The organism is Bacillus sp. JZ105 (assembly GCF_053903125.1).
On the sequence record NZ_CP096387.1, the window covers coordinates 1,283,270 to 1,303,445 of the forward strand.

Sequence of the window (20,176 nt, forward strand, 5' to 3'; positions counted from 1 at the left end):
AAACATTTCCGAAAGAAAATCTCTCACATAAGACTAAAGCAAAAAGTTTAGACAAACCTAAAAGAATAGTGTTTAATAAAAGTCGTTCCGCATCCACGAAAACAGCAAGAAGGAGCTATGATGATGAGTGAAGAAAATTTCAAATACTGCAAAGAATCGAAAGTTGTTAAAACCAGCAGGGTGTTTCCTCTTGATACGAATAACCACCAAACGTTATTTGGCGGGAAATTAATGAGTTATATAGATGACATTGCCTCCATCTCGGCTGCAAGACACAGCCGCAGTGAAACGGTCACAGCTTCAATGGATTCTGTTGACTTTTTAGAGCCGATTGGACAAAAGGAGTCCGTATGCTTGGAATCCTATGTCACATGGGTCGGCACGTCTTCTATGGAAGTGTTCGTCAAAGTCATTAAAGAAAACTTGATGTCTGGAGAGCGCAGACTCGCAGCGACTTCATTTCTGACATTTGTCTCATTAGATGAAAACGGAAAGCCTAAACGAGTCCCGCAGGTGATGCCGGAAACAGAGGAAGAGATCATGCTTCATCAAACAGCGAAACAGCGGGCAGAGGAAAGAAAAAGCCGCCGAAAGCATAGTAAGGCGCTTGCTGACGCACTTGGGACAGATAAGCCTTGGGCGTAAAAATCACCCTTTAAGCGGTGATTTTTTTCTGGAATGGTATCTTGCATGGCAAGATAGTGTATGGTAAGATAAAGCTATCTTGTGATGCAAGGTACTGGAATCGGAGGAACAATCATGACAACATCCACACAAATGCTAAAAGGAATTTTAGAAGGCTGCCTGCTGTCGATTATTTCTGAGGGCGAAATATATGGGTATGAAATGACGAAGAAGCTCTCGCATTATGGGTTTGATCAAATAAGTGAAGGCAGTATCTATCCGATTTTGCTGCGTATGCAAAAGGAACAGCTGGTGACCACCGTCACAAAAGCGTCAGCGACCGGCCCGAAAAGGAAATACTATACGCTCACACAAGCGGGAGAACAAGCGCTCACAGAGTTTATTGACCGCTGGAATGAGCTTTCAAAAAATGTAAACCGCTTATTACAAAAAGGGAAGTGAGATTATGGTATCAAAAGAAACACGACACATTCTACTAGAGCTGCAACTTTATCTCATATCAAAGGGAAAAAATCAGGATGAAATCGATGAGCTGATGGACGAACTGACCACACATGCAGTTGAAGCTGAAAAAGACGGCAAAACAGGTGAGGATGTGTTCGGCGGAGATCCGCGGAGCTATGCTGATGAACTGGCAAAAGAGCTGTCAGGAAATCATAAAGACTGGGTGCCATTCGTCAGTGCTTTCTTAATTGGATCGCTTTTTTACATGATTTTAGCAGATGCAATCAGCCAAAACTTATCCTATTCTTGGTTTGCTTTGATTGGATATCCGCTCGTTTTAGTGGCCAATGTCATCATGATCATTGTGATGTTTAGAGCGTCCGCCTTTCAAACAAGCAGCCGGGTATTTCTCTACTTTTGGATGTTAGGAATCTTTCAGCTGACAGCGATGGTGACAATCAAACTATTGGATCAAAAACTTGGCACACCACTGCTTGTGCTTTCCTCTGACCATAGGTGGGGCGTCATTTTTCTCATGCTGCTATGTATCGTTGTATTTAATGCAATCTTAAAGGCGAATGTCGTTTCATTGATTCCGATTATCTTTTTCGGACCGCAGCTCATATTCGAATGGATTGGCTGGACGTCACCAAGTGTGATTTTGCTGCAAAGTCTGCTATCTATTGTGATTTTAATAGGGCTTATATTCATTGTACTGCGCCGGACAAATAAGAAAAATGAAAATACGAATGTAAACTGAGCACATCCTATCCGATGTGCTTTTCTTTTTCTAAAAAAATGTAGAAATGGAATTGTCTTTTTCATTACAATGGGGAGAGGACAAAAATGAAAAGGGGTTCTGTTTTTGGATATCGTATGGGGATATGTACTCGTTTTTGTATTGGCTGCCTTGCCTTTTTTTGAAGTGATTGGTGTCGTTCCATTCGCAATCTTAAGTGGGCTGCATCCTGTGACAACGGCTGTGATTGGATTTATCGGCAACTTTTTGACAGTCTTGCTTCTCATTGTGTTCGTGGACCGGTTTAAAGCATGGTGGTTAAAAAGAAAAGAGGAAAAAGGTGATGAAAAAGGAGAGAAAAAGCAGCTGCGGGCGAGAAAAATTTGGGAACGATACGGTCTGCCTGGGTTAGCACTCATAGGACCTTTTATCATCGGCAGTCATTTAGCCGCCTTGATGTGCATGAGCTTTGGAACGAAAAGAAAGCAAGTCGCGGTGTGGATGACTGTCAGTATAATGATGTGGACAGCGCTGGCTGCAAGTTTAACCGGTGCGGGCTTCCATTACTTTGCCCCAGATTCAAATGGATTGTTCGGAGATATTTTTAGCAAGTAAAAAAGGGGGGATCATCAATGACAGTTCAAACAAGAACAGTATTTGAAACAGAGCGCCTGAAACTGAGAACGATGAATGAACATGATGCGTCATTTTTATATGACGAGCTGTTCCAGGATGAAGAAGTGATGAAGTATTATCCTTCTTTGAAGAATGAACAGCAGACAAAAGAGTGGATTGCATGGAATCAAAAAAATGACCGCACGTACCACACCTCGCTATGGATCATCGAAGATAAAGAAACAAATGAACGACTTGGACAAAGCGGCATTGTTCTGCAAAACATTGAAGGACAAACGGAGCTTGAGATTGGCTATATGCTAAAGAAAGCGGCGTGGGGGAATGGCTATGCTGCTGAGGCTGCAAATGGCTGCCTTACCTATGGATTTGAAGAAATGAAGGTCAGACGGATGGTCAGCCTAATTCGTCCTGAGAATGAAGCGTCGGTGAAGGTTGCTTTAAAAATGGGCATGAAAAAAGAAAAAACCATTTCAAAATGGGACCAAATCATTGATGTATACAGCATCACCCGTAACGGAGAAAACGGCTCGCTTACCGAATAAGCAGAGCCGTTTTTTTATGCACGCTGTTCTAACTGAAGCAAATATTTCTTCCGTTCAATCCCTCCGCCGTAGCCTCCAAGCTCACCACTTGTTTGAATCACGCGGTGGCAGGGAATGATAATCGCCAATTGATTGGCACCATTTGCATTACCAACGGCACGAACCAAATGCGGATCGCCTAGTTTCGTGGCTAGATCTCGATAGGATCTCGTTTCGCCTGCTGGAATTAGTGAGAGCTGGTCCCACACCTTCATTTGAAAAGGGGTGCCATGTAAAGAAAGCGGTACAGTAAACTTGGTCAGCTTTTTCTCAAAATATAAGGCCAATTCCTTTGCTAATTGCTGATGGACGTTTGTTTCTCCAACTAAAATGCGGGCATGATGCTTCTTTCTTAATGTTTCAATTTCTTTTTCGAGTCCCCGCCTGTCCATAAACTCCAGTAAATACACATGTGTGGCATCTGTCACACTCATCATTCGCCCGATCGGTGTGGAAATAAAATTAGCATAGAGAATGTGAATCTGCGCTTTTTTAGGGGGATTTCCCATGATTTTCGTAAAAGCATCATTGAAGGCACTTGAAGATTCATAGCCGAAAGTGACCTGCTGATCGATTACTTTTTTCCGTTCAAAATTTCTTTAAAGGCAAGTCCCATTCGGCGTGATCTTGCATATTGAACAAAGGTCATGCCGTAAATGTCTTTAAACTTTCTTCGAGCTGTGGCAGAGTGAATCCCTAATTGGCGGAAGTCCTCTTCCTTCCAGCGTTTCTCAGGATTTTTTTCTACTGCTGAAACGAGTGTTTTGACTTCTTCAGGAATGCTGTTAGGGTATGTTAATGGTGTGCAGCGCTTGCACGGGCGATACCCTGCCAGCAGTGCTTCCTCCGCTGTAAAGAAAAACTCACAGTTTTCAAATTTTGGCTTTCTGGCCGTACATGTGGCATGACAGAAGATACCGGTTGTCTTAATACAGGCAAAGAATGTGCCGTCATATTGCGGATTCTTGTCAACAAGTGCTTGATAAAATTCATGTTTTTGTTCATCGGTCATCATCATATGGATCCACCTCTTGATTTCTATAAAATGTTTTTTCAGCATTGTTTGGAGTACAACGGATGATCTGTAAATACATCATCCTAAAGTTGAACGTTCATCGCATCAATCTGATTTCATTATATCAGCGATGTGATCGTTCCTGATTTAGTTCATACATTTTAGCTGCTTTTGTTTCATTTCTTCATAAAATGCTTCAACTTCTTGTTCGTAAAGTACGGTCTCCATGTCCTTGTATTTACGCTTGATCGTCAATGTCATAAAAAATAAATGGATTGTCATATACGCTCATTTCCCTTCAGTCCGCAGCACGCGAATCAGCCCGCAAATCTTCTTTATCAGTGGACCTGTTTCTAACACTTAGTATACGGCGGCTCCATAAAAATTCTTTCGAAAAATGAACAAGTATATTTGCAAGTGGAAAGCAATGCGGTAGACCGGTATTTCGGGGTGTGATACAATTTTGACACACAGAATCTGCTTTAAGTCAGATCTGCTTATGATGAATTGGTTTTCTAGGGTTCCGTGCGGGTGGCGCAGTCTGGACCGAGAGAAAACACATAGGGTCTAGACAATAGACCGTATGGACACGGAGGGATAAAAGCCCGGGAGATTTGATCAAACGATCGATTTCCGGGCTTTTTTTATTGCTTGGAATCGTTCAGAAAGGAAGAGAATCGGATGAAATGGGGAAATGTATTGATTGCAGCGATCTTTGAAGTCGGCTGGGTGATGGGGCTGAAATATGCTGACTCTTTATTGGAATGGGCCGCAACCATCGTTTGTATTGTCGTGAGCTTTTACTTACTCCTGAAAGCCACGACTGTACTGCCAGTTGGCACACTTTATGCCGTTTTCACAGGGCTCGGCACAGCAGGTACTGTCATAGTAGGTATGGTACTGGGAGAGCCGGTACAGCTAGTGAAATTACTTTTAATTATGGTGCTTTTAAGCGGTGTATTAGGACTTAAACTAACCACAGGTGAAAAGAAAGGAGAGACTGAATCATGAGCTGGCTTTTACTCATTGGTGCAGGCATTTTAGAAATGCTTTGTGTCACCATGATGAATCAATTCCAGAAAGACCGGCATGTCAAATGGATTTTATTCATTGCCGCTGGATTTTCGCTGTCCTTTCTCATGCTCTCTCTTGCGATGAATACAATTCCGATGGGAACGGCATACGCCATTTGGACTGGCATTGGAGCTGCTGGAGGAGCCATTGTCGGCATGCTGTTTTACGGTGAGTCGAAGGACGCAAAACGTATATTCTTTATCGCACTGATTTTATCTGCGGCGGTCGGGTTAAAAATCATTGAATAAGAAAAGGCTGTCATCTGTCTGCCAGCCTCAGCATGTAGACAAACCCTCGCATTCTTTGTCAGGCCTGTGTACCGGTACTCACGAATGTCAAACGCTCCGCTCTGGTGCTCGTTCTTTCTAGACTGCAAAGGTTTTCTATCACGCTGAAAAAGAAGACAAAGGGCTAAAATAAAAATCATTTCAGCCCTTTTTTGTTACATTGAATGATGATTGGAATCGTTTTCATTTTTGCGGTAAAGCTGACTCACTAGAAGAAAACAGACACCAAATGTGAGCAAAGGAATGAGTCTCTCACCGGCCATAAAAAGATAAATACCTGTGATCAGACATACGATGCCGAGCCAAAAGCTCACTTTACCAAACAAAGTCATGCTTTTCATCTCCATCACTCCTTTTGTGATAAAAGGTCTACTCACATTATATCACGCTAGGTGCAGAATTGAATGAATATTCAATAAAAAATGGACTCTTCATTGCTTTTTCTCTTTCCAGTCCAGTATAATATTTCATTAGAATGAAAACGCAAATGAGGTCATGATACATGAGAACATTGATTACAGAGAAACTTGAATTACACAGACAAAAGCACGAGCAAAAAGGCAGATTACTTGTCAGCTGCCCAGATCAGCCTGGTATTGTATCAGCTGTTTCTTCCTTTTTATTTGAGCACGGAGCGAACATCATTGAATCCAGCCAATACACAACCGATCATGAAAGCGGCCGGTTCTTTTTAAGGATTGAATTTGATTGGAAAGACATCTCGGCGAATATGGATCAATTGAAAAATAGTTTTGAGCCAATCGCAGCATCATTTCAAATGACGTGGAGCATGTCGCGTGCAAGTGAGCTTAAAAAGCTGGCAATCTTTGTCTCAAAAGAGCTTCATTGTCTGCATGAGCTGCTGTGGGAATGGCAAAGCGGAAATTTAATGGCTGAAATCGCAGTTGTGATCAGCAATCATGAAACGGCAAAAGATACAGTAGAAGCGCTTGGAATCCCATTCCATTTTGTAAAGGCGAACAAAGACATTCGCAAAGAAGCTGAAAAAGAGCAGCTCGCCTTATTAGAAGAGTACGACATTGATGTGGTTGTGCTTGCCAGATACATGCAAATTTTAACGCCTGGATTCATTGAAGAGCATCCGAACAAAATCATTAATATTCATCATTCCTTCCTGCCAGCGTTTATTGGTGCAAACCCATACAAGCGGGCATATGAGCGGGGGGTCAAATTAATTGGTGCGACTTCTCATTATGTCACCAATGATTTAGACGAAGGCCCGATCATTGAACAGGATATTGAGCGGGTCGATCACCGGGATGATGCGGAAGCCCTAAAAAATATTGGCCGGACAATTGAGCGCAGTGTGCTTGCACGTGCTGTCAAATGGCACCTTGAAGATCGCATTATTGTTCATGAGAATAAAACGATTGTCTTTAATTGACCGCTTGACTTTTCTTTAGCAATTGGTGATAATATAAAAAAATTAACGAGCGTTGAAAAGGAATAGTAAGCAGGAACTGATGCGTAAAGAGAGCAAATGATGTGCTGAAACATTTGCCGCAGACAGCTGCTGAACCTGCCCTTTGAGCCTTAGAGGAAAAATCTAAGCGCGTGCCTGGCGTTACAGGAGTTGAGTGGAATAAGCAGATCGCATGCTTATTCAATGAAGGTGGTACCACGGAAAATCCCTTTTCGTCCTTTACATAAGGAGAAATAGGGATTTTTTTGTGCCTAAAGGTATAGCGGAGGGAATCAAGGATGAAAAAGCAAAGGATCGTCATAAAAATTGGCAGCAGTTCTTTAACAGAGCAAAAAGGAGCCATTGATGAACAAAAGATGCAGGATCATGTAAGAGCCATAGCAAAGCTCAAAGAAGCAGGTCATGAAATCATTTTAATTTCATCAGGAGCCGTTGCAGCAGGATTTGGCAGTTTAGGCTATCCATCAAGACCTGTGACCTTAAAGGGGAAACAGGCAGCTGCCGCCGTTGGACAGGGTTTGTTAATGCAGAAATATACAGAGCTTTTTTCACAGTTTCATATGACACCTGCTCAAATGCTTTTAACACGTAATGACTTTTCAGATCGAACAAGATATCGAAATGCGTACGCAACGATGATGGAGCTGCTTGAAAGAAAAATCTTGCCGATCATAAACGAAAATGATTCAGTCTCCATCGAGGAGCTTACCTTTGGGGATAATGACATGCTGTCAGCTCTTGTCAGTGGATTAATCCATGCAGACCAATTGATCATATTAACAGACATCAATGGCATTTATGATGCAAATCCAAATGAGCATCCTGAGGCGAAGCGATTTGATGTCCTGACCCACATTTCAGAAGAATTGTTTTCATATGCAAAGAGCACCGGTTCAAAGGTTGGAACAGGCGGAATGAAATCGAAGCTCTCAGCTGCACAAACGGCACTTTCACTTGGCGTGAAAGTCTTCATTGGCACAGGCACTGGGGAAGACAAGCTGCTTCGCATACTTGCGGGTCAAGGCGACGGAACGTATATCGGTGAACAGGATTTATCAGCTGTGAACAACCGCCGTCAATGGATTCAATTCCACTCACCGGTCTCTGGGACGATCATGATTGATGCAGGAGCGGAAGCGGCGATTTTGCATAATGGCAGAAGCCTTCTTCCGGCAGGAGTTATTGATGTCGCTGGTGACTTTTCTAAAGGAGAAGTCGTAGAAGTCGTCGGTCCAAACGGATTAGTTGGTAAGGGACAAACCTTGTACGCCTCCGACGAGCTTCTCGGCATTAAAGGAATGCGAAGTGACGAGCTTGCAAAAGAGAAGCCTGAGGTCATACACCGAGATCACTGGGTACAGCATGTACAAAACTGAGGAGGGAATACGATGAATGAAGTTCTTGAAAAAGCAAAAAAAGCAAGTGCAGCCAAAGATCAGCTGCTTCTAAAAACGACGGAACAAAAAAATGCTGCCCTGCACGCCATTGCCAGTGCACTAAAAGCATCTTCAGCTTATTTAATAGAAGAGAACCAAAAGGATGTTCAGGCTGCTGAAGAAAAGCAGTTCACGCCATCTGTCATTGACCGGATTACACTCACAGAAGAGAGAATTGAAGCCATTGCAGACGCGACCCTTCAACTCATTCAGCTAACAGATCCAATTGGTGAAACGTTAGAAACCATTCAGAAAGAAAACGGTCTGTTCATCGAAAAGGTTCGTGTACCGCTTGGAACGGTTGGAATGATTTATGAAGCAAGACCAAACGTGACAGTCGATGCTGCGACCCTTTGCTTGAAAACTGGGAATGCTGTGATTCTGCGCGGAAGCTCATCTGCTATTCATAGTAATAAAGCGATTGTAAAGGTGATTCATGAAGCGCTTCATACGACGGATATTCCAGTAGACAGTGTGCAATTGATTGAAGATACTGGCCGTGAAACGGCGAAAACGCTGTTCACCTTAAATGAATACCTGGATGTCCTCATTCCGCGCGGCGGGAAGAATTTAATTGATCTTGTCGTGAGAGAGTCAACTGTGCCGGTGCTTGAGACAGGTGCAGGAAATTGTCATATCTATATTGATGAAACAGCGAAAAACGAAATGGCTGAGCGGATTGTGCTCAATGCCAAAACTCAAAGACCTTCTGTTTGTAATGCGATTGAGAGCATTGTCATTCATGAAACTTGGGCAAAAATATACGGTGCTTTGTTATTTGAAGCCCTTCAATCAAATGGGGTAGAAATACGCGGTGATGAAGCCGTTTGTGCGCTTGCTCCTAGTGCTGCATTAGCAACAGCAGAGGACTATGCAACGGAGTTTTTAGCACCGATTGTCAGTATTAAAATTGTAGAAAACATAGAACAAGCGATTCAGCATATTCAAACATATAGCTCTAAGCACTCTGAAGCGATCATTACGGAAAACGATGAGCATGCAGCCCTTTTCTTAACAGCTGTCGATGCTGCCGCTGTTTATCATAATGCCTCTACTCGTTTCACAGATGGCTTTGAATTTGGTTATGGAGCGGAAATAGGAATTAGCACGCAAAAACTTCATGCAAGAGGGCCAATGGGTCTGCCAGCCTTAACATCTGAAAAATTTGTCATTCGTGGTCAAGGACAAATAAGAGAATAACGAATTTTAAAGAGAGTCTTGTGACAACAGGCTCTCTTTTTTCTTTCATTTTTGTATTTCTCCGGTCAAGTATGATAAAATATGGTAATGTTTTATATTTTGAGAAGATTGGAGAAGGCAACGTATGGCGAAAATCATTCCCTCTTCGGATATTGGAGTGAAAATCAACAAGTGGTATGAATTAATCCGCAGATTTGATTCAGAACAAGCAGAACAGTTAAAACAGGAAATTCGCACCTCTCTTGATTCAATGGAAGAAGATCAGAATTTGCTTCTCTATTTTTCTTTAATGGAATTTAGGCATGAGGTCATGCTCGATTATTTAAAGCCATTAAAGGAAGGAAAGCTTCGCGCCAACTTTTCCGAGCTTTCGAAAGAAATAGATGAGCATCAAACGCATGTCACAGGCATGCTTGAATACTACTATCATTTTTTTAGAGGCATGTATGAATTCGGGCGGAGGGAGTATATTGCTGCCATATCGTCTTATCAAAAGGCAGAGCATAAGCTTTCTTTTGTATCAGATGATATTGAACGTGCGGAATTTCATTTTAAAATGTCAGAAATATATTATCACATGAAACAAACTCATATCTCGATGCACCATGCTAAACTAGCGCTGGATGTTTATGTTCAGCATGAACTGTATGCGCTTCGCACGATTCAGTGTGAATTTATTGTGGCCGGTAACTACGATGATATGAGAAGGCATGAAAAAGCATTACCACATCTTGAAAGAGCACTTGCGAGATCAAGAGAGTTTCAGAATGTGCGTTTTATTGCCTCCTCTTTGTTTAATATGGGCAACAGTTATTACCGAATGGGAGACTTGGGCCGCGCACTCGAATTAATGAAAGAATCCATCTCGTTATTTGATCAAAATCAATCCGATCATCTTCGTCGATCTATAGATCCTCTTTATACAGCCGCTCAGATATTATACAAACAAGGAAAACACGAAGAAGCATTACACTACAGAGAAGAATGTATGAAGCGAGCAGAAGCTCTTCAAGATGACATTCATATTCAGAAAACCATATTTCTAGAAGCATTGTATTTAAGACAAGATGCTGAGCATATTAAACGAATTTTCCATTTTTTAGAGTCTGCCTATGCATATCCAGATATAGAGGAGCTGGCATTAGATACCGCAAAGTATTATAATGAAATGGGGGATTATGAAAAATCTTCCATGTTCTATGGGGAAGCGGAACATGCTCGAATCTATATTCAGAGAGGGGATTGTTTATATGAATTTTAAAAAATGGGCAGTCGTCTGTACAAGCATCACCATCATGGCATTGTGGCTGGCAGCAGCAAATGCCGACCCAGATAACAGAAACCATACGCTAGAACAACCGAATCCGCAGCATGATACGATCTGAAAGCCCTTGTTAAAGGGCTTTTTTTTTACTGTCTAACAATTTCCGGACATGCTCATAAAAAGGATTCAGGCAGGATAACTTAAAAAAGAGTATTTATTGATTGACTCTACAATTTAAATTGTGTACAATTAAATTGTAGAAAATATTATTGGAGAGAAAGAGGGTTATATTCATGTCAGACGTTTTATTTACAGCAACGGTATCAGCTGTCGGAGGAAGAGAAGGAAAGGTTGTTTCAACAGATGGTGTGCTTGAACATGATGTTGCAATGCCTGGAACACCAAGAGCAAAAAAACTTGAAAAAGCAACAAATCCAGAGCAATTATTTGCAGCAGGCTACTCTGCATGTTTTGATTCAGCCCTTCAAATGTTAGCAAGACAAGAGCGTATCCGTTTTGAAAGTGAAGTAACAGCACATGTCAGCTTATTAAAAGACAGTTCAGATGGCGGCTTCAAACTAGGCGTTCAATTAGAAGTAAAGGGAACTGGCATTGAGCAGTCAGTATTAGAAGAACTTGTTCATAAAGCACACGGCGTATGCCCATATTCAAAAGCAACTCAAGGAAACATCGAAGTAGAACTAGTAGCTGTCGCACAATAATAGATATCAATAAAAGGCTGAGGGAACATTCCCTCAGCCTTTTGATTGTGTTAAATGTTGCAAAAGCTCATGTAAAGAGGCACGCAGTGTTCTTAGTTCTTCTTCCGATCTGCCTGTCCCAGTCAGCATGTGAGACGGAATCACAGCGGCCTTTTCTTTTAGCTGCTCTCCATATTCCGTTAAACGAATTTGCACAGACCGCTCATCCTCTTTCGAACGTTCTCGGATAATGATTCCGTTTTGCTCCATTCGTTTCAGCATGGGTGTGAGTGTACCGGAGTCTAAATAGAGAAGCTCTCCCATCGTTTTCACATTTAATGTTCCATGCTCCCACAATAAAAGCAGTGCCAAATATTGCGGGTACGTAATGTTTAATTCTTCTAACAACGGTTTATACTGCTTCGTCATCTCTCGTGAACTTGCATATAACAAGAAACAAAGCTGATTTTCCAGCTTCATATGTTCAAATTCATTTGTCATGTCAGTCACCAACTATTTTTTGTCATACTTATCATTGTATAAGATTTTCTTCCTTTTTAAAATAAATACAGACGAAAAATGAAAAATTCTTCAATGTGCGATAAATGTTTGAGAAATGAATAGAACGTGAAAAGGATCAATAGATGAAGGAGGAGATGAAGATGAAACCATTATTCACAGCAAAAGTAAAGGCGCAGCATGGAAGAGCTGGACATGTTCGTTCAGAGGATGGTGTGCTCGACCATAACATTGTCATGCCTAACGCAAAGAAAGATGGAGAGACTGGTACAAACCCAGAGCAATTATTTGCAGCAGGCTATGCAGCTTGTTTCGGAGGAGCTCTTGAGCAGGTAGCAAAGAAGCAAGGGGTAGAAATAGAATCGGAAGTAGAAGGACATGTCAGTCTTTTAAAAGATGAAAGCGACGGCGGCTTTAAGCTTGGCGTAAAGCTGATTGTGTCTGCGAAAGGTCATGATGATGACAAAGTGAAAGAGCTTGTCCATGCTGCACATGAATTCTGTCCATATTCAAAAGCAACAAGAGGGAACATTGAAGTAGAGCTTGAAGTGGCGGAGTAATCGTGAAAGACAAAGGGCTAAAATAAAACCCTTTTAGCCCTTTGTCATCAATCTGGACACCTGCTTACGAGCAGGTGTCTTTTTTTAATATTCTTTCTTTTTATCATATGCTTCCCATGCTTCAAATGGTGCAAGGGTTTTTTGAGGTGTCAGTTTGTAAAATGGTATATTTCTTGCTTCGTATTCTTTGTTGATTTCTTCATAAATAAATGAGTCATCAAAACCAGAATCCGCTGCATCTTGATGTCCAGCAGCAAAATATACCGCTTTCGGTCTAGCCCAGTAAATAGCGCCAAGGCACATCGGACAAGGCTCGCAGCTTGTGTATAGAATGCAATCTTCTAATTGGTATGTATGTAGAGTTTGGCACGCTTTTCGAATGGCTGTGACTTCTGCATGTGCGGTTGGATCGTTACTCGTTGTTACGCTGTTGCTGCCCTCTGCAATAATCTGACCATCCTTGACAATGACTGCTCCAAAGGGGCCGCCAGTACCATGATTGACTCCTTCTACTGCAAGATCAATTGCGCGTTGTAAAAAATCTTCGTGATTCATTGTCTTCCTCCCTTTGTTCGACTGACTTCTCTAGTATAAACGAATCATGCTAGAAATGAAATCATCATAGTAGAAGATGCGCATAAAAAACCCCTGCCAAGTTCAGCAGGGGAGAGACATTCAATTAAGCGTGCTGCGCCAGCTTTTTACGAGCGACTTCAGCAGCTGTGACCATGTTTTTCAAAGCAGCAATGGTTTCAGGCTCTTGTCTAGTTTTTAGACCACAATCCGGGTTCACCCAGAAGCGATCTGTCGGACAAACGTTCAGCGCATCATCAATGATTTCGCTCATTTCTTCAACAGATGGAACGCGCGGGCTATGGATGTCATAAACGCCTAGTCCAAGTCCTTTCAAATACGGGTGCTTTTCTAAGTAATCGAGGAATCCGCCATGACTGCGTGAATGTTCAATTGTAATCACGTCAGCATCCAAGTCTTCGATTGTATCGACAATATCCTCGAAGTTACTGTAGCACATATGTGTATGAATTTGTGTTTCATTTTGAACGGATGATGTGGATAAACGGAATGATTCTGCTGCCCAGTTTAAATATTCTGACCAATCACTTTCTTTGAGCGGAAGTCCTTCTCTTAGCGCAGGCTCATCCACTTGGATCACTTGAATACCAGCTGCTTCTAAAGCTTCTACCTCTTTACGCAAAGCGAAAGCGATTTGGAAAGCAATGTCTTTGCGAGAGATATCTGTTCTTGGGAAAGACCAGTTTAAGATGGTAACAGGTCCTGTCAGCATGCCCTTGACTTTTTTCTCTGTTAAGCTTTGCGCGTAAACCGTCTCTTTCACTGTCATTGGCTCTGTAAACTCTACATCTCCATAAATGATTGGCGGCTTCACGCAACGTGATCCATAGGATTGTACCCAAGCAAATTTCGTAAAGGCAAATCCGGCCAGCTTCTCGCCGAAGTATTCAACCATGTCCGTACGTTCAAATTCTCCATGTACGAGCACATCCAAGCCAATTTCTTCTTGAATATCAATCCATCGTTTTGTTTCTTTCTTAATAAACTCATCATACTCTGCATCTGTCCACTCATTTTTGCGCCATTTTTGACGAGCACTGCGCACTTCGGGAGACTGCGGGAAGCTGCCAATTGTTGTTGTTGGTAGAAGCGGGAGATTAAGAGATTCGTTTTGAATACGCAGGCGTTCTTCAAAGGCCGCTGGACGTTTAAAATCTTTCGATGAAAGATTGTTGCGTTCCGCTGTTAGATCCGCATTTGTTCCTTTTGCGAACTCTTTTAAGGTAAGAAGTGCTTGTGCTGCTTCGTTAATATCAGCATCAATGGAAGCTGCTCCTTTTGTTAAACCTTCTTTTAGTAATGTCAATTCAGCCAGCTTTTCAGTGGCATAAGACAGTCCGTTGAATAGTTTTTCTTCAAGCTGTTCACTTGGGTGTTTGGCAACTGGCACATGCAGTAAGCTGCTTGATGGCTGGAGCCACACTTCTTTTGGCTGAACGCCGGCAATGACTTCAGAAATAAAGGATAATCTTTCGCCAAGGTCTGATCTCCAAATATTTCTTCCATCAATGACGCCTGCTGCTAAAATTTTATCTTTCGGGAAGCCGTGCTTTTTCACTTGATCAAGGTTGCGCCCTTGATCATGGACAAAATCAAGACCGATTGCTTCAACAGGATATGTGACAAGCTCTTCATACGCATCTACTGAATCAAAGTATGTTTGAAGAAGAATGTTCAACCCAGGTACGGCTTCTTTGATCGTTTGGTAGATTTCTTTTACGGATTTTACGTCTTCACTTGAAGCTGTGACAAGTGCAGGTTCATCAATTTGAACCCATTTGACGCCGGCTTCTTCAAGTTCTTTTAAGAGCTGAGTATAAAGCGGCACTAGACGCTGCTGGATTTCTTTCACTTCATTTGCTTCATAACCTTTAGAAAGTGAGACAAATGTATAAAGACCAAGTACAACTGGTTTTGTTTCAACACCAAACGCCTTTTTCACCTTTTCGTAAGCTTCAAGCGGTTTGTTGTGTGTGAGTTTAAATTCTGTGCTTTTTTCGTATTCTGGAACGATGTAGTGATAGTTTGTATTAAACCATTTTGTCATTTCACTTGAGACGGCATCTTTTGTTCCCCTTGCCATCGCGAAGTATGTTTCTAGGGGGTCTTTTAAGCTGCGGAAGCGCTCTGGAATCCAATTGAACATAACAGCGGTATCCAGCACGTGATCATAGAAGGTAAAGTCTCCAGAAGGAACAACATCAATTTGTTGATCGATTTGTGTTTTAATGGCAGTTAAAAATTGTTCATCCAGTGTGCTTAAGAGGGTTTCGCGGTCTGTTTGACCTTTCCAGTAAGACTCAAGTGCTTTTTTCCATTCTCTGTTTAAACCAATTCGTGGAAAGCCTAGATTACTTGTTTTAACAATTGTCAATTCCAATTCCTCCTCTAAATTATAAAAAGACATTTACACTCAATGATGAAGATTGATGAGGTAAATGTCTGGTTTAAAAGACAAAATGTGTGTGCGAAATAAGGCGTGAGTATCACTGACGCTTTTCCGACATCTCCTATCAACCGTAGGGGGTTTGATGTGATAGAGCGGCTGGTATCCTGGCTGGTGAATCTGCAAGCTTTTCATCCTTCCCATCCTCATGACAGTGGATTCCTGAGAAAAGCTCTCCTCACTCACAGTGGCGGGACCGCGCCGGATTTTCACCGGTCTTCCCAATTAAAATTCGATGTGTAATCGAATTACCGACTCTCAAACTATGAATTTATTGTGTTCGATTATATAACGTTCACTTCATTTCGTCAAAGTAAATTTTGAATAATTTTAATTAAAAAAATCCTGAGAAAATTCTATCTTTTCTCAGGACCTCTATTTAAGCTATAGAGATAAAAGATCTGCTTCCAATGTTTTTTCTAAAAGGACATCAGGCGCAGTTAAATATAAAAATCCATTCCCTACAAGGGCTTTCGACTGTTTTAATGGAAGGGTTCTTCTGACAAGCTGAGCATAAACCTCAGGTTCTGTCAGCTTGCGCTGGAACGCTTCTTCTTCGGCATTTTTAATAATGGCGAGTGCACCGCTTACGTGAGGGGCAGCCATTGAAGTCCCTGTGAGCCGGCCATATTTATGGTTAGGGAGAGTGGATAAAATGTCTTCTCCTGGAGCGACGAGGTCGATTTCTTTATTGGCGTTAGAAAATTCAGAGGATTCTCTAGCAAGGGATACAGAACCGACGGCAATGACTTCATTGTATGCTGCTGGGTAGGAGAACTCTTCCGTACGCTCGTCCCCGTCCCCTTCATTTCCTGCTGCGCATACAACAAGCACACCGCTTTTTACCGCATTTTGAATGGCTTCCTGCAGGGCAGGCTCATTGCTTGGACCACCGAGAGACATGGAGATAATATCAACCTTCTGCTCTACGGCATAGTTGATGCCATCAATGATCCACTCATATTTTCCGCTGCCATTTTCACCGCCAAGAACTTTCACGATGAGCAGCTTGGCTTCAGGGGCAACCCCTAAAATTCCGCCATTTTGATCTGTTGCGGCAATCGTTCCTGCTACATGGGTACCATGCCCATTGTAGTCTTTTACATTTTCAGCATCTCCATCGTCATCATCGGTAAAGTTCTTCCCTCCGATAATCTGATCTTTTAAGTCGGGATGCTCTGTGTCACAGCCTGTATCAAGGACAGCAATGGTTATGCCTTTTCCTTTGAAGCCACTTGACCAAAGTTCGGGTGCTTTAATCTCCTGAATACTTTCCGGCGTCTCTTTCGCTTCCATCACATTGGCTTTTACTTCATACGGAATTAAGCGAATTTCACCTTTCATAAGAAAGCCCTCCTTATTTTGTTTTCAAAGTAGATTCAGGCTGCGTAATGTTATTGTATAAAAGAAACTTTTGATCGGAAAGGGTCAATTGTAATAATTTTTCAAATAATCAATCTATTATCAAAAGTGCAGTTCTCCTCACATATTGACGAAAGAGCTCACCTTTTGAAGAAAACTCTTGATATCATATGAAAAAGAAGGAAATGCTGCATAGTGAGGTTGCACCTGTACAGATGAAAATGGGTGAATAGAACTAAAAGAGGCAGACTAAAAAATAATGAGATGAAGTAACAACTTGAGAAGAAGGCTCAAGTTAAATGTTTTTTCTCAAAAATAATTCCCTCCATAAAAAAATAGATGTGAAGATTGTGACTGTTCCAAATAAGAAAGGCAACATATAATAATGGAAAGACAAGCTTGCCTTTTAGATAGGAGAGATAGAGATGAACAAAGGGAAGATACTCGTAGTCGAAGATGAAAAGAAAATCGCAAGGGTGCTGTCACTTGAGCTTGAATATGAAGGATATGAGGTGACAGTCAAAGAGACAGGAATAGACGGGCTTCAGGCTCTTGAAGAAGATAGCTTCGATTTGGTACTGCTTGATGTCATGCTTCCAGAGTTAAGCGGGCTTGAAGTGCTGAGAAGGGTTCGGAAGACAAATACAGCGACACCTATTATTTTGATTACAGCAAGGGGAAGTGTTCCTGATAAAGTAAGCGGGCTCGATCTTGGGGCGAATGATTATATAACAAAACCTTTTGACATAGAAGAATTATTAGCACGAATTCGTGCACAGCTAAGGTTGAATATACATGCACAAGAAGAAAAGGAGACAGAGCTGAGCATAGCAGACTTAACGGTCAACGAGAAAACAAGAGAAATACAAAGGGCTGGGCAAATGCTTGAACTCACACCGAGAGAATATGACCTGCTTGTTCACTTACTGAACCATCAGCAGCAAGTGCTCACAAGAGATCAGCTTTTAACAGCGGTTTGGGGTTTTGATTATTTCGGTGATACAAACGTGGTAGATGTCTATATCCGTTATTTAAGGAAAAAAATCGATTACCCATTCGAAAAACAGCTGATTCACACAGTGAGAGGTGTGGGTTATGTGATGAAAGGATAAAGAATGAGATTAAAAAATAAGATTCAGCTTTATACGTCGTTGTCTTTGTTTTTAATGGTGCTCTTGTTTCATACAGCCATTTATTTTATTTTTTCGATGACCTTGACGCAAAAAGATATGTCCCGCTTGTCTGAGGTGGCTGAAAATATTGCGATTGCTTTAAAAAAATCAGAGGAAGAGGGTCTTCCGTCCTCGGAGCTGCTGAAGGCGTACCTGCCTCAAAATGGTATGATCCGTGTCGTGACAGAAACGGGAGAGTCAAAACTGACTGTCACAAAGGAATCAACGTTTAGCTCACTGCCTTTTACATACGAATCTGGCCAGACAGCAGAAATCAAAGAATACAATAAGCATATGATTGCGTTCGCTGCTATTCCGGTCATTTGGACAAATGGTGAGATTATGTCGCTTCAAGTATATGAAGAAATCGAAAATACGGAAGAGAACTTAGCGTTATTAAAAATGATTTTAATCGCTACCGGCGTTTTGTTTATTGTGCTTTCCTATTTTGCAGGCCACGTTTTAACAAAGCAAATTGTCAGGCCGATTAGCAGAATGACGAGTACCATGAAGGCAAGTATGAAAGAGAAGGCGTTTAAACGAATTGAATTAACAGGCGATTCAAAGGATGAACTATATCAAATGGGACAAACCTTTAATGAAATGTCCGAGATTCTCGAGAAGCATTATGAAAAAGAACAGCAATTTTTGCATGATGCCTCCCATGAATTGAAGACACCGATTACCGTCATTATGAGCTACAGCAATTTACTCAAACGCTGGGGGCAAACACGTCCAGAAGTTGTAGAAGAATCCTCCCAAGCGATTCATGATGAAGCGAAAAAAATGAAAAGACTGACAGATCAATTACTGACATTGGCGAAAAACGGCCAGCCGTTATACTTGGATATGAAGCCGGTTGATCTTGGTCATTTGTGCAAGCAGCTATGTCATACACTTGAAGTGGCTACCAATCGAACGATTCAATCTCATGTGCAGACAGATCAGCCGCTGATCGCAGAAGGAGACGAAGAGAAAATCAAACAGCTTTTGACTATCTTCATTGATAATGCGGTCAAATATAGCAGAGAGCCAGTTGATGTGACCTGCGGACGGGCAGGAGACAAGCCATTTATTTCAGTGATTGATCAAGGAATTGGCATAAAAGAAGAGGATCTGCCGAAAATCTTTGACCGCTTTTTCCGTGTGGATGAAGCGAGAAACAGTGAGACGGGCGGAACCGGACTCGGTCTTTCAATTGCGAAGCAAATTGCAGAAGAACATGAAGCCGAGCTGAAGGTAGACAGCCGTATCGGCGAAGGAACAGCCATGACCATTCTTTTTCAGAAATAAATGGGTCTTTTCTCATCAATTTCTCATTTCCTCCTTATAAAATAGGAAATAGGAAGGAGGCGCTGCATGTCTAGAAAAACGAAAATGGTGCTTGCGCTCGCAGGATGTCTTGTGATTCTTGCGGCCTTTGCAATGCTCATGATCCAAACCATTGATCAAAAAATATTAAGTGAAGCAGAAATGAAAAAAATGATCTCAAAAGACTATAATGGAAACATTACACATATTGATTTAATCAATCATAAACAGGACTACACAATGACGCTGGAAAATGCAAATGGCATCTATCAAATCATTGCATCTTCTGCAAACGGTCAAATGAAAGAAATTAGACAGTTAAAAAGCTATCAGAAGCCAAATGAAAAAAATGCTGAGCTTCAGGCAGAAGAGGCGGCTGTTAAAAAGGTGAGCGGAACCGTCATTCAAAAAAAGGAGACGTCAGATCGTTTCATTTTTACCATCCAATCAAAAAAAGAATTGTATCAAGTCGAGGTCGGCAAACAGTCATTCAAGGTGCTTGAAGCAGAAAAGAAAAAACCAACCTCTAAAGAAAAGAAGCTCACGAAAATCACCGTCGAGGAAGCCATCCAAATTGCCGTCAAAGAAGTTGGCGGAACAGTGGATGATGCTGATCTTGAAACATTCAGCGGTATGCTCGTATTTGAGGTGGAGCTGGATTTGCCTGACGGCAGAGAGGCGGAGGTGCTTGTGAACGCCTATACAGGAGACATTGAGGGCATTACGTACGAAAACTAATCCTTTTC

At 41.7% G+C, this 20,176-nt stretch carries 23 protein-coding genes, 1 pseudogene, 2 riboswitches and 1 other annotated feature; of the genes and pseudogenes, 17 read left to right on the forward strand and 7 right to left on the reverse strand.

Annotated elements, in window-relative coordinates:
- The first annotated feature begins 123 nt into the window (after positions 1–123).
- The 5 genes from M1D81_RS06495 to M1D81_RS06515 all read left to right on the forward strand — a co-directional run bounded on the left by M1D81_RS06495 (position 124) and on the right by M1D81_RS06515 (position 3,006).
- Positions 124–645, forward strand: a complete 522-nt coding sequence (locus M1D81_RS06495) for an acyl-CoA thioesterase (RefSeq protein ID WP_008346212.1) — start codon at positions 124–126, stop codon at positions 643–645.
- 114 nt (positions 646–759) lie between these two features.
- On the forward strand, positions 760–1,086 hold the full coding sequence (locus M1D81_RS06500) for a PadR family transcriptional regulator (protein ID WP_456265256.1): 327 nt from the start codon (positions 760–762) through the stop codon (positions 1,084–1,086).
- A 4-nt stretch (positions 1,087–1,090) separates the two neighbouring features.
- Positions 1,091–1,849, forward strand: a complete 759-nt coding sequence (locus M1D81_RS06505; protein ID WP_456265255.1) for an HAAS domain-containing protein — start codon at positions 1,091–1,093, stop codon at positions 1,847–1,849.
- A 105-nt stretch (positions 1,850–1,954) separates the two neighbouring features.
- A complete protein-coding gene (locus M1D81_RS06510; RefSeq protein WP_456265254.1) occupies positions 1,955–2,443 on the forward strand; it encodes a small multi-drug export protein in 489 nt (162 codons plus the stop codon).
- Positions 2,444–2,460: 17 nt separating this feature from the next.
- On the forward strand, positions 2,461–3,006 hold the full coding sequence (locus tag M1D81_RS06515) for a GNAT family N-acetyltransferase (RefSeq protein ID WP_456265253.1): 546 nt from the start codon (positions 2,461–2,463) through the stop codon (positions 3,004–3,006).
- A gap of 14 nt (positions 3,007–3,020) precedes the next feature.
- On the opposite strand, the pseudogene M1D81_RS06520 reads toward M1D81_RS06515, so the two are convergent.
- Together M1D81_RS06520 and M1D81_RS06525 are read right to left on the reverse strand one after the other, a co-directional pair.
- Positions 3,021–4,063: pseudogene (locus M1D81_RS06520) on the reverse strand (bifunctional transcriptional activator/DNA repair enzyme AdaA).
- Positions 4,064–4,207: 144 nt separating this feature from the next.
- Positions 4,208–4,342: a YrzI family small protein gene (locus M1D81_RS06525; protein WP_456265252.1), complete on the reverse strand. Its 135-nt coding sequence runs from the start codon at positions 4,340–4,342 to the stop codon at positions 4,208–4,210.
- A gap of 222 nt (positions 4,343–4,564) precedes the next feature.
- Positions 4,565–4,674: riboswitch (guanidine-I (ykkC/yxkD leader) on the forward strand.
- Positions 4,675–4,741: 67 nt separating this feature from the next.
- On the opposite strand from M1D81_RS06525, the gene M1D81_RS06530 reads away from it, so the two are divergent.
- Both M1D81_RS06530 and M1D81_RS06535 read left to right on the forward strand, forming a co-directional pair.
- Complete coding sequence (locus M1D81_RS06530) at positions 4,742–5,071, forward strand: DMT family transporter (RefSeq protein ID WP_025092310.1); 330 nt, start codon at positions 4,742–4,744, stop codon at positions 5,069–5,071.
- A complete protein-coding gene (locus tag M1D81_RS06535) occupies positions 5,068–5,382 on the forward strand; it encodes a DMT family transporter (RefSeq protein ID WP_024424636.1) in 315 nt (104 codons plus the stop codon). Before M1D81_RS06530 ends, M1D81_RS06535 begins: the two co-directional genes overlap by 4 nt.
- Before the next feature lie 194 nt (positions 5,383–5,576).
- Here M1D81_RS06535 and M1D81_RS06540 read toward each other — a convergent pair whose 3' ends face one another.
- On the reverse strand, positions 5,577–5,762 hold the full coding sequence (locus M1D81_RS06540; RefSeq protein ID WP_024424637.1) for a hypothetical protein: 186 nt from the start codon (positions 5,760–5,762) through the stop codon (positions 5,577–5,579).
- Positions 5,763–5,923: 161 nt separating this feature from the next.
- Here M1D81_RS06540 and purU point away from each other — a divergent pair, with 161 nt between their 5' ends.
- From purU to M1D81_RS06570, 6 genes are all read left to right on the forward strand, one after another.
- A complete protein-coding gene (purU, locus tag M1D81_RS06545; RefSeq protein ID WP_341319819.1) occupies positions 5,924–6,826 on the forward strand; it encodes a formyltetrahydrofolate deformylase in 903 nt (300 codons plus the stop codon).
- Between the two features lie 43 nt (positions 6,827–6,869).
- Positions 6,870–7,088, forward strand: a binding site (T-box leader).
- Positions 7,089–7,143: 55 nt separating this feature from the next.
- Positions 7,144–8,241 carry a glutamate 5-kinase gene (gene proB, locus M1D81_RS06550; protein WP_456265251.1) on the forward strand — a complete coding sequence of 366 codons (1,098 nt, stop codon included), beginning with the start codon at positions 7,144–7,146 and terminating at the stop codon, positions 8,239–8,241.
- A gap of 12 nt (positions 8,242–8,253) precedes the next feature.
- Positions 8,254–9,501: a glutamate-5-semialdehyde dehydrogenase gene (locus tag M1D81_RS06555; protein ID WP_456265250.1), complete on the forward strand. Its 1,248-nt coding sequence runs from the start codon at positions 8,254–8,256 to the stop codon at positions 9,499–9,501.
- A 124-nt stretch (positions 9,502–9,625) separates the two neighbouring features.
- A complete protein-coding gene (locus tag M1D81_RS06560; RefSeq protein ID WP_024426809.1) occupies positions 9,626–10,762 on the forward strand; it encodes a Rap family tetratricopeptide repeat protein in 1,137 nt (378 codons plus the stop codon).
- Positions 10,752–10,886 carry a hypothetical protein gene (locus M1D81_RS06565; protein ID WP_024424642.1) on the forward strand — a complete coding sequence of 45 codons (135 nt, stop codon included), beginning with the start codon at positions 10,752–10,754 and terminating at the stop codon, positions 10,884–10,886. Before M1D81_RS06560 ends, M1D81_RS06565 begins: the two co-directional genes overlap by 11 nt.
- 172 nt (positions 10,887–11,058) lie before the next feature.
- A complete protein-coding gene (locus M1D81_RS06570; RefSeq protein WP_456265249.1) occupies positions 11,059–11,487 on the forward strand; it encodes an organic hydroperoxide resistance protein in 429 nt (142 codons plus the stop codon).
- A gap of 33 nt (positions 11,488–11,520) precedes the next feature.
- Here the strand turns inward: M1D81_RS06570 and M1D81_RS06575 are convergent, their stop codons facing one another.
- Positions 11,521–11,967, reverse strand: coding sequence for a MarR family winged helix-turn-helix transcriptional regulator (locus M1D81_RS06575; protein WP_456265248.1), 447 nt, complete (start codon positions 11,965–11,967; stop codon positions 11,521–11,523).
- 161 nt (positions 11,968–12,128) lie between these two features.
- Between M1D81_RS06575 and M1D81_RS06580 the strand changes: the two genes are divergently transcribed.
- Positions 12,129–12,545: an organic hydroperoxide resistance protein gene (locus M1D81_RS06580; protein ID WP_456265247.1), complete on the forward strand. Its 417-nt coding sequence runs from the start codon at positions 12,129–12,131 to the stop codon at positions 12,543–12,545.
- Positions 12,546–12,629: 84 nt separating this feature from the next.
- Here the strand turns inward: M1D81_RS06580 and M1D81_RS06585 are convergent, their stop codons facing one another.
- The 3 genes from M1D81_RS06585 to M1D81_RS06595 all read right to left on the reverse strand — a co-directional run bounded on the left by M1D81_RS06585 (position 12,630) and on the right by M1D81_RS06595 (position 16,929).
- Positions 12,630–13,100 (reverse strand): nucleoside deaminase, encoded by a 471-nt coding sequence (locus tag M1D81_RS06585; RefSeq protein WP_456265246.1) that lies wholly within the window; start codon positions 13,098–13,100, stop codon positions 12,630–12,632.
- 124 nt (positions 13,101–13,224) lie between these two features.
- Entirely contained in the window at positions 13,225–15,513 is a 2,289-nt protein-coding gene (gene metE, locus M1D81_RS06590; protein WP_456265245.1) for a 5-methyltetrahydropteroyltriglutamate--homocysteine S-methyltransferase, read from the reverse strand.
- A 152-nt stretch (positions 15,514–15,665) separates the two neighbouring features.
- Positions 15,666–15,857: riboswitch (cobalamin riboswitch) on the reverse strand.
- A 112-nt stretch (positions 15,858–15,969) separates the two neighbouring features.
- A complete protein-coding gene (locus M1D81_RS06595) occupies positions 15,970–16,929 on the reverse strand; it encodes a S8 family peptidase (protein WP_456265244.1) in 960 nt (319 codons plus the stop codon).
- Between the two features lie 443 nt (positions 16,930–17,372).
- Between M1D81_RS06595 and M1D81_RS06600 the strand changes: the two genes are divergently transcribed.
- From M1D81_RS06600 to M1D81_RS06610, 3 genes are all read left to right on the forward strand, one after another.
- Positions 17,373–18,059, forward strand: coding sequence for a response regulator transcription factor (locus M1D81_RS06600; RefSeq protein WP_024424649.1), 687 nt, complete (start codon positions 17,373–17,375; stop codon positions 18,057–18,059).
- Between the two features lie 3 nt (positions 18,060–18,062).
- On the forward strand, positions 18,063–19,412 hold the full coding sequence (locus M1D81_RS06605; protein ID WP_456265243.1) for an ATP-binding protein: 1,350 nt from the start codon (positions 18,063–18,065) through the stop codon (positions 19,410–19,412).
- A 66-nt stretch (positions 19,413–19,478) separates the two neighbouring features.
- The gene (locus tag M1D81_RS06610; RefSeq protein WP_456265242.1) at positions 19,479–20,168 is read left to right on the forward strand and encodes a PepSY domain-containing protein; all 690 of its coding nucleotides are present in this window, start codon (positions 19,479–19,481) and stop codon (positions 20,166–20,168) included.
- The last annotated feature ends 8 nt before the right edge of the window (positions 20,169–20,176 follow it).

What these genes read in the sequence shown, in the direction of transcription:
- proB (WP_456265251.1), top strand. Translation starts at nt 7,144, where the DNA reads ATGAAAAAGCAAAGGATCGTCATAAAAATTGGCAGCAGTTCTTTAACA.
- M1D81_RS06575 (WP_456265248.1), bottom strand. Translation starts at nt 11,967, where the DNA reads ATGACAAATGAATTTGAACATATGAAGCTGGAAAATCAGCTTTGTTTC.
- purU (WP_341319819.1), top strand. Translation starts at nt 5,924, where the DNA reads ATGAGAACATTGATTACAGAGAAACTTGAATTACACAGACAAAAGCAC.
- M1D81_RS06600 (WP_024424649.1), top strand. Translation starts at nt 17,373, where the DNA reads ATGAACAAAGGGAAGATACTCGTAGTCGAAGATGAAAAGAAAATCGCA.
- M1D81_RS06525 (WP_456265252.1), bottom strand. Translation starts at nt 4,342, where the DNA reads ATGACAATCCATTTATTTTTTATGACATTGACGATCAAGCGTAAATAC.
- M1D81_RS06605 (WP_456265243.1), top strand. Translation starts at nt 18,063, where the DNA reads ATGAGATTAAAAAATAAGATTCAGCTTTATACGTCGTTGTCTTTGTTT.
- M1D81_RS06595 (WP_456265244.1), bottom strand. Translation starts at nt 16,929, where the DNA reads ATGAAAGGTGAAATTCGCTTAATTCCGTATGAAGTAAAAGCCAATGTG.
- M1D81_RS06535 (WP_024424636.1), top strand. Translation starts at nt 5,068, where the DNA reads ATGAGCTGGCTTTTACTCATTGGTGCAGGCATTTTAGAAATGCTTTGT.
- M1D81_RS06560 (WP_024426809.1), top strand. Translation starts at nt 9,626, where the DNA reads ATGGCGAAAATCATTCCCTCTTCGGATATTGGAGTGAAAATCAACAAG.
- M1D81_RS06580 (WP_456265247.1), top strand. Translation starts at nt 12,129, where the DNA reads ATGAAACCATTATTCACAGCAAAAGTAAAGGCGCAGCATGGAAGAGCT.
- M1D81_RS06555 (WP_456265250.1), top strand. Translation starts at nt 8,254, where the DNA reads ATGAATGAAGTTCTTGAAAAAGCAAAAAAAGCAAGTGCAGCCAAAGAT.
- M1D81_RS06500 (WP_456265256.1), top strand. Translation starts at nt 760, where the DNA reads ATGACAACATCCACACAAATGCTAAAAGGAATTTTAGAAGGCTGCCTG.
- M1D81_RS06495 (WP_008346212.1), top strand. Translation starts at nt 124, where the DNA reads ATGAGTGAAGAAAATTTCAAATACTGCAAAGAATCGAAAGTTGTTAAA.
- M1D81_RS06570 (WP_456265249.1), top strand. Translation starts at nt 11,059, where the DNA reads ATGTCAGACGTTTTATTTACAGCAACGGTATCAGCTGTCGGAGGAAGA.
- M1D81_RS06505 (WP_456265255.1), top strand. Translation starts at nt 1,091, where the DNA reads ATGGTATCAAAAGAAACACGACACATTCTACTAGAGCTGCAACTTTAT.
- M1D81_RS06610 (WP_456265242.1), top strand. Translation starts at nt 19,479, where the DNA reads ATGTCTAGAAAAACGAAAATGGTGCTTGCGCTCGCAGGATGTCTTGTG.
- M1D81_RS06530 (WP_025092310.1), top strand. Translation starts at nt 4,742, where the DNA reads ATGAAATGGGGAAATGTATTGATTGCAGCGATCTTTGAAGTCGGCTGG.
- M1D81_RS06515 (WP_456265253.1), top strand. Translation starts at nt 2,461, where the DNA reads ATGACAGTTCAAACAAGAACAGTATTTGAAACAGAGCGCCTGAAACTG.
- M1D81_RS06540 (WP_024424637.1), bottom strand. Translation starts at nt 5,762, where the DNA reads ATGAAAAGCATGACTTTGTTTGGTAAAGTGAGCTTTTGGCTCGGCATC.
- M1D81_RS06565 (WP_024424642.1), top strand. Translation starts at nt 10,752, where the DNA reads ATGAATTTTAAAAAATGGGCAGTCGTCTGTACAAGCATCACCATCATG.
- M1D81_RS06585 (WP_456265246.1), bottom strand. Translation starts at nt 13,100, where the DNA reads ATGAATCACGAAGATTTTTTACAACGCGCAATTGATCTTGCAGTAGAA.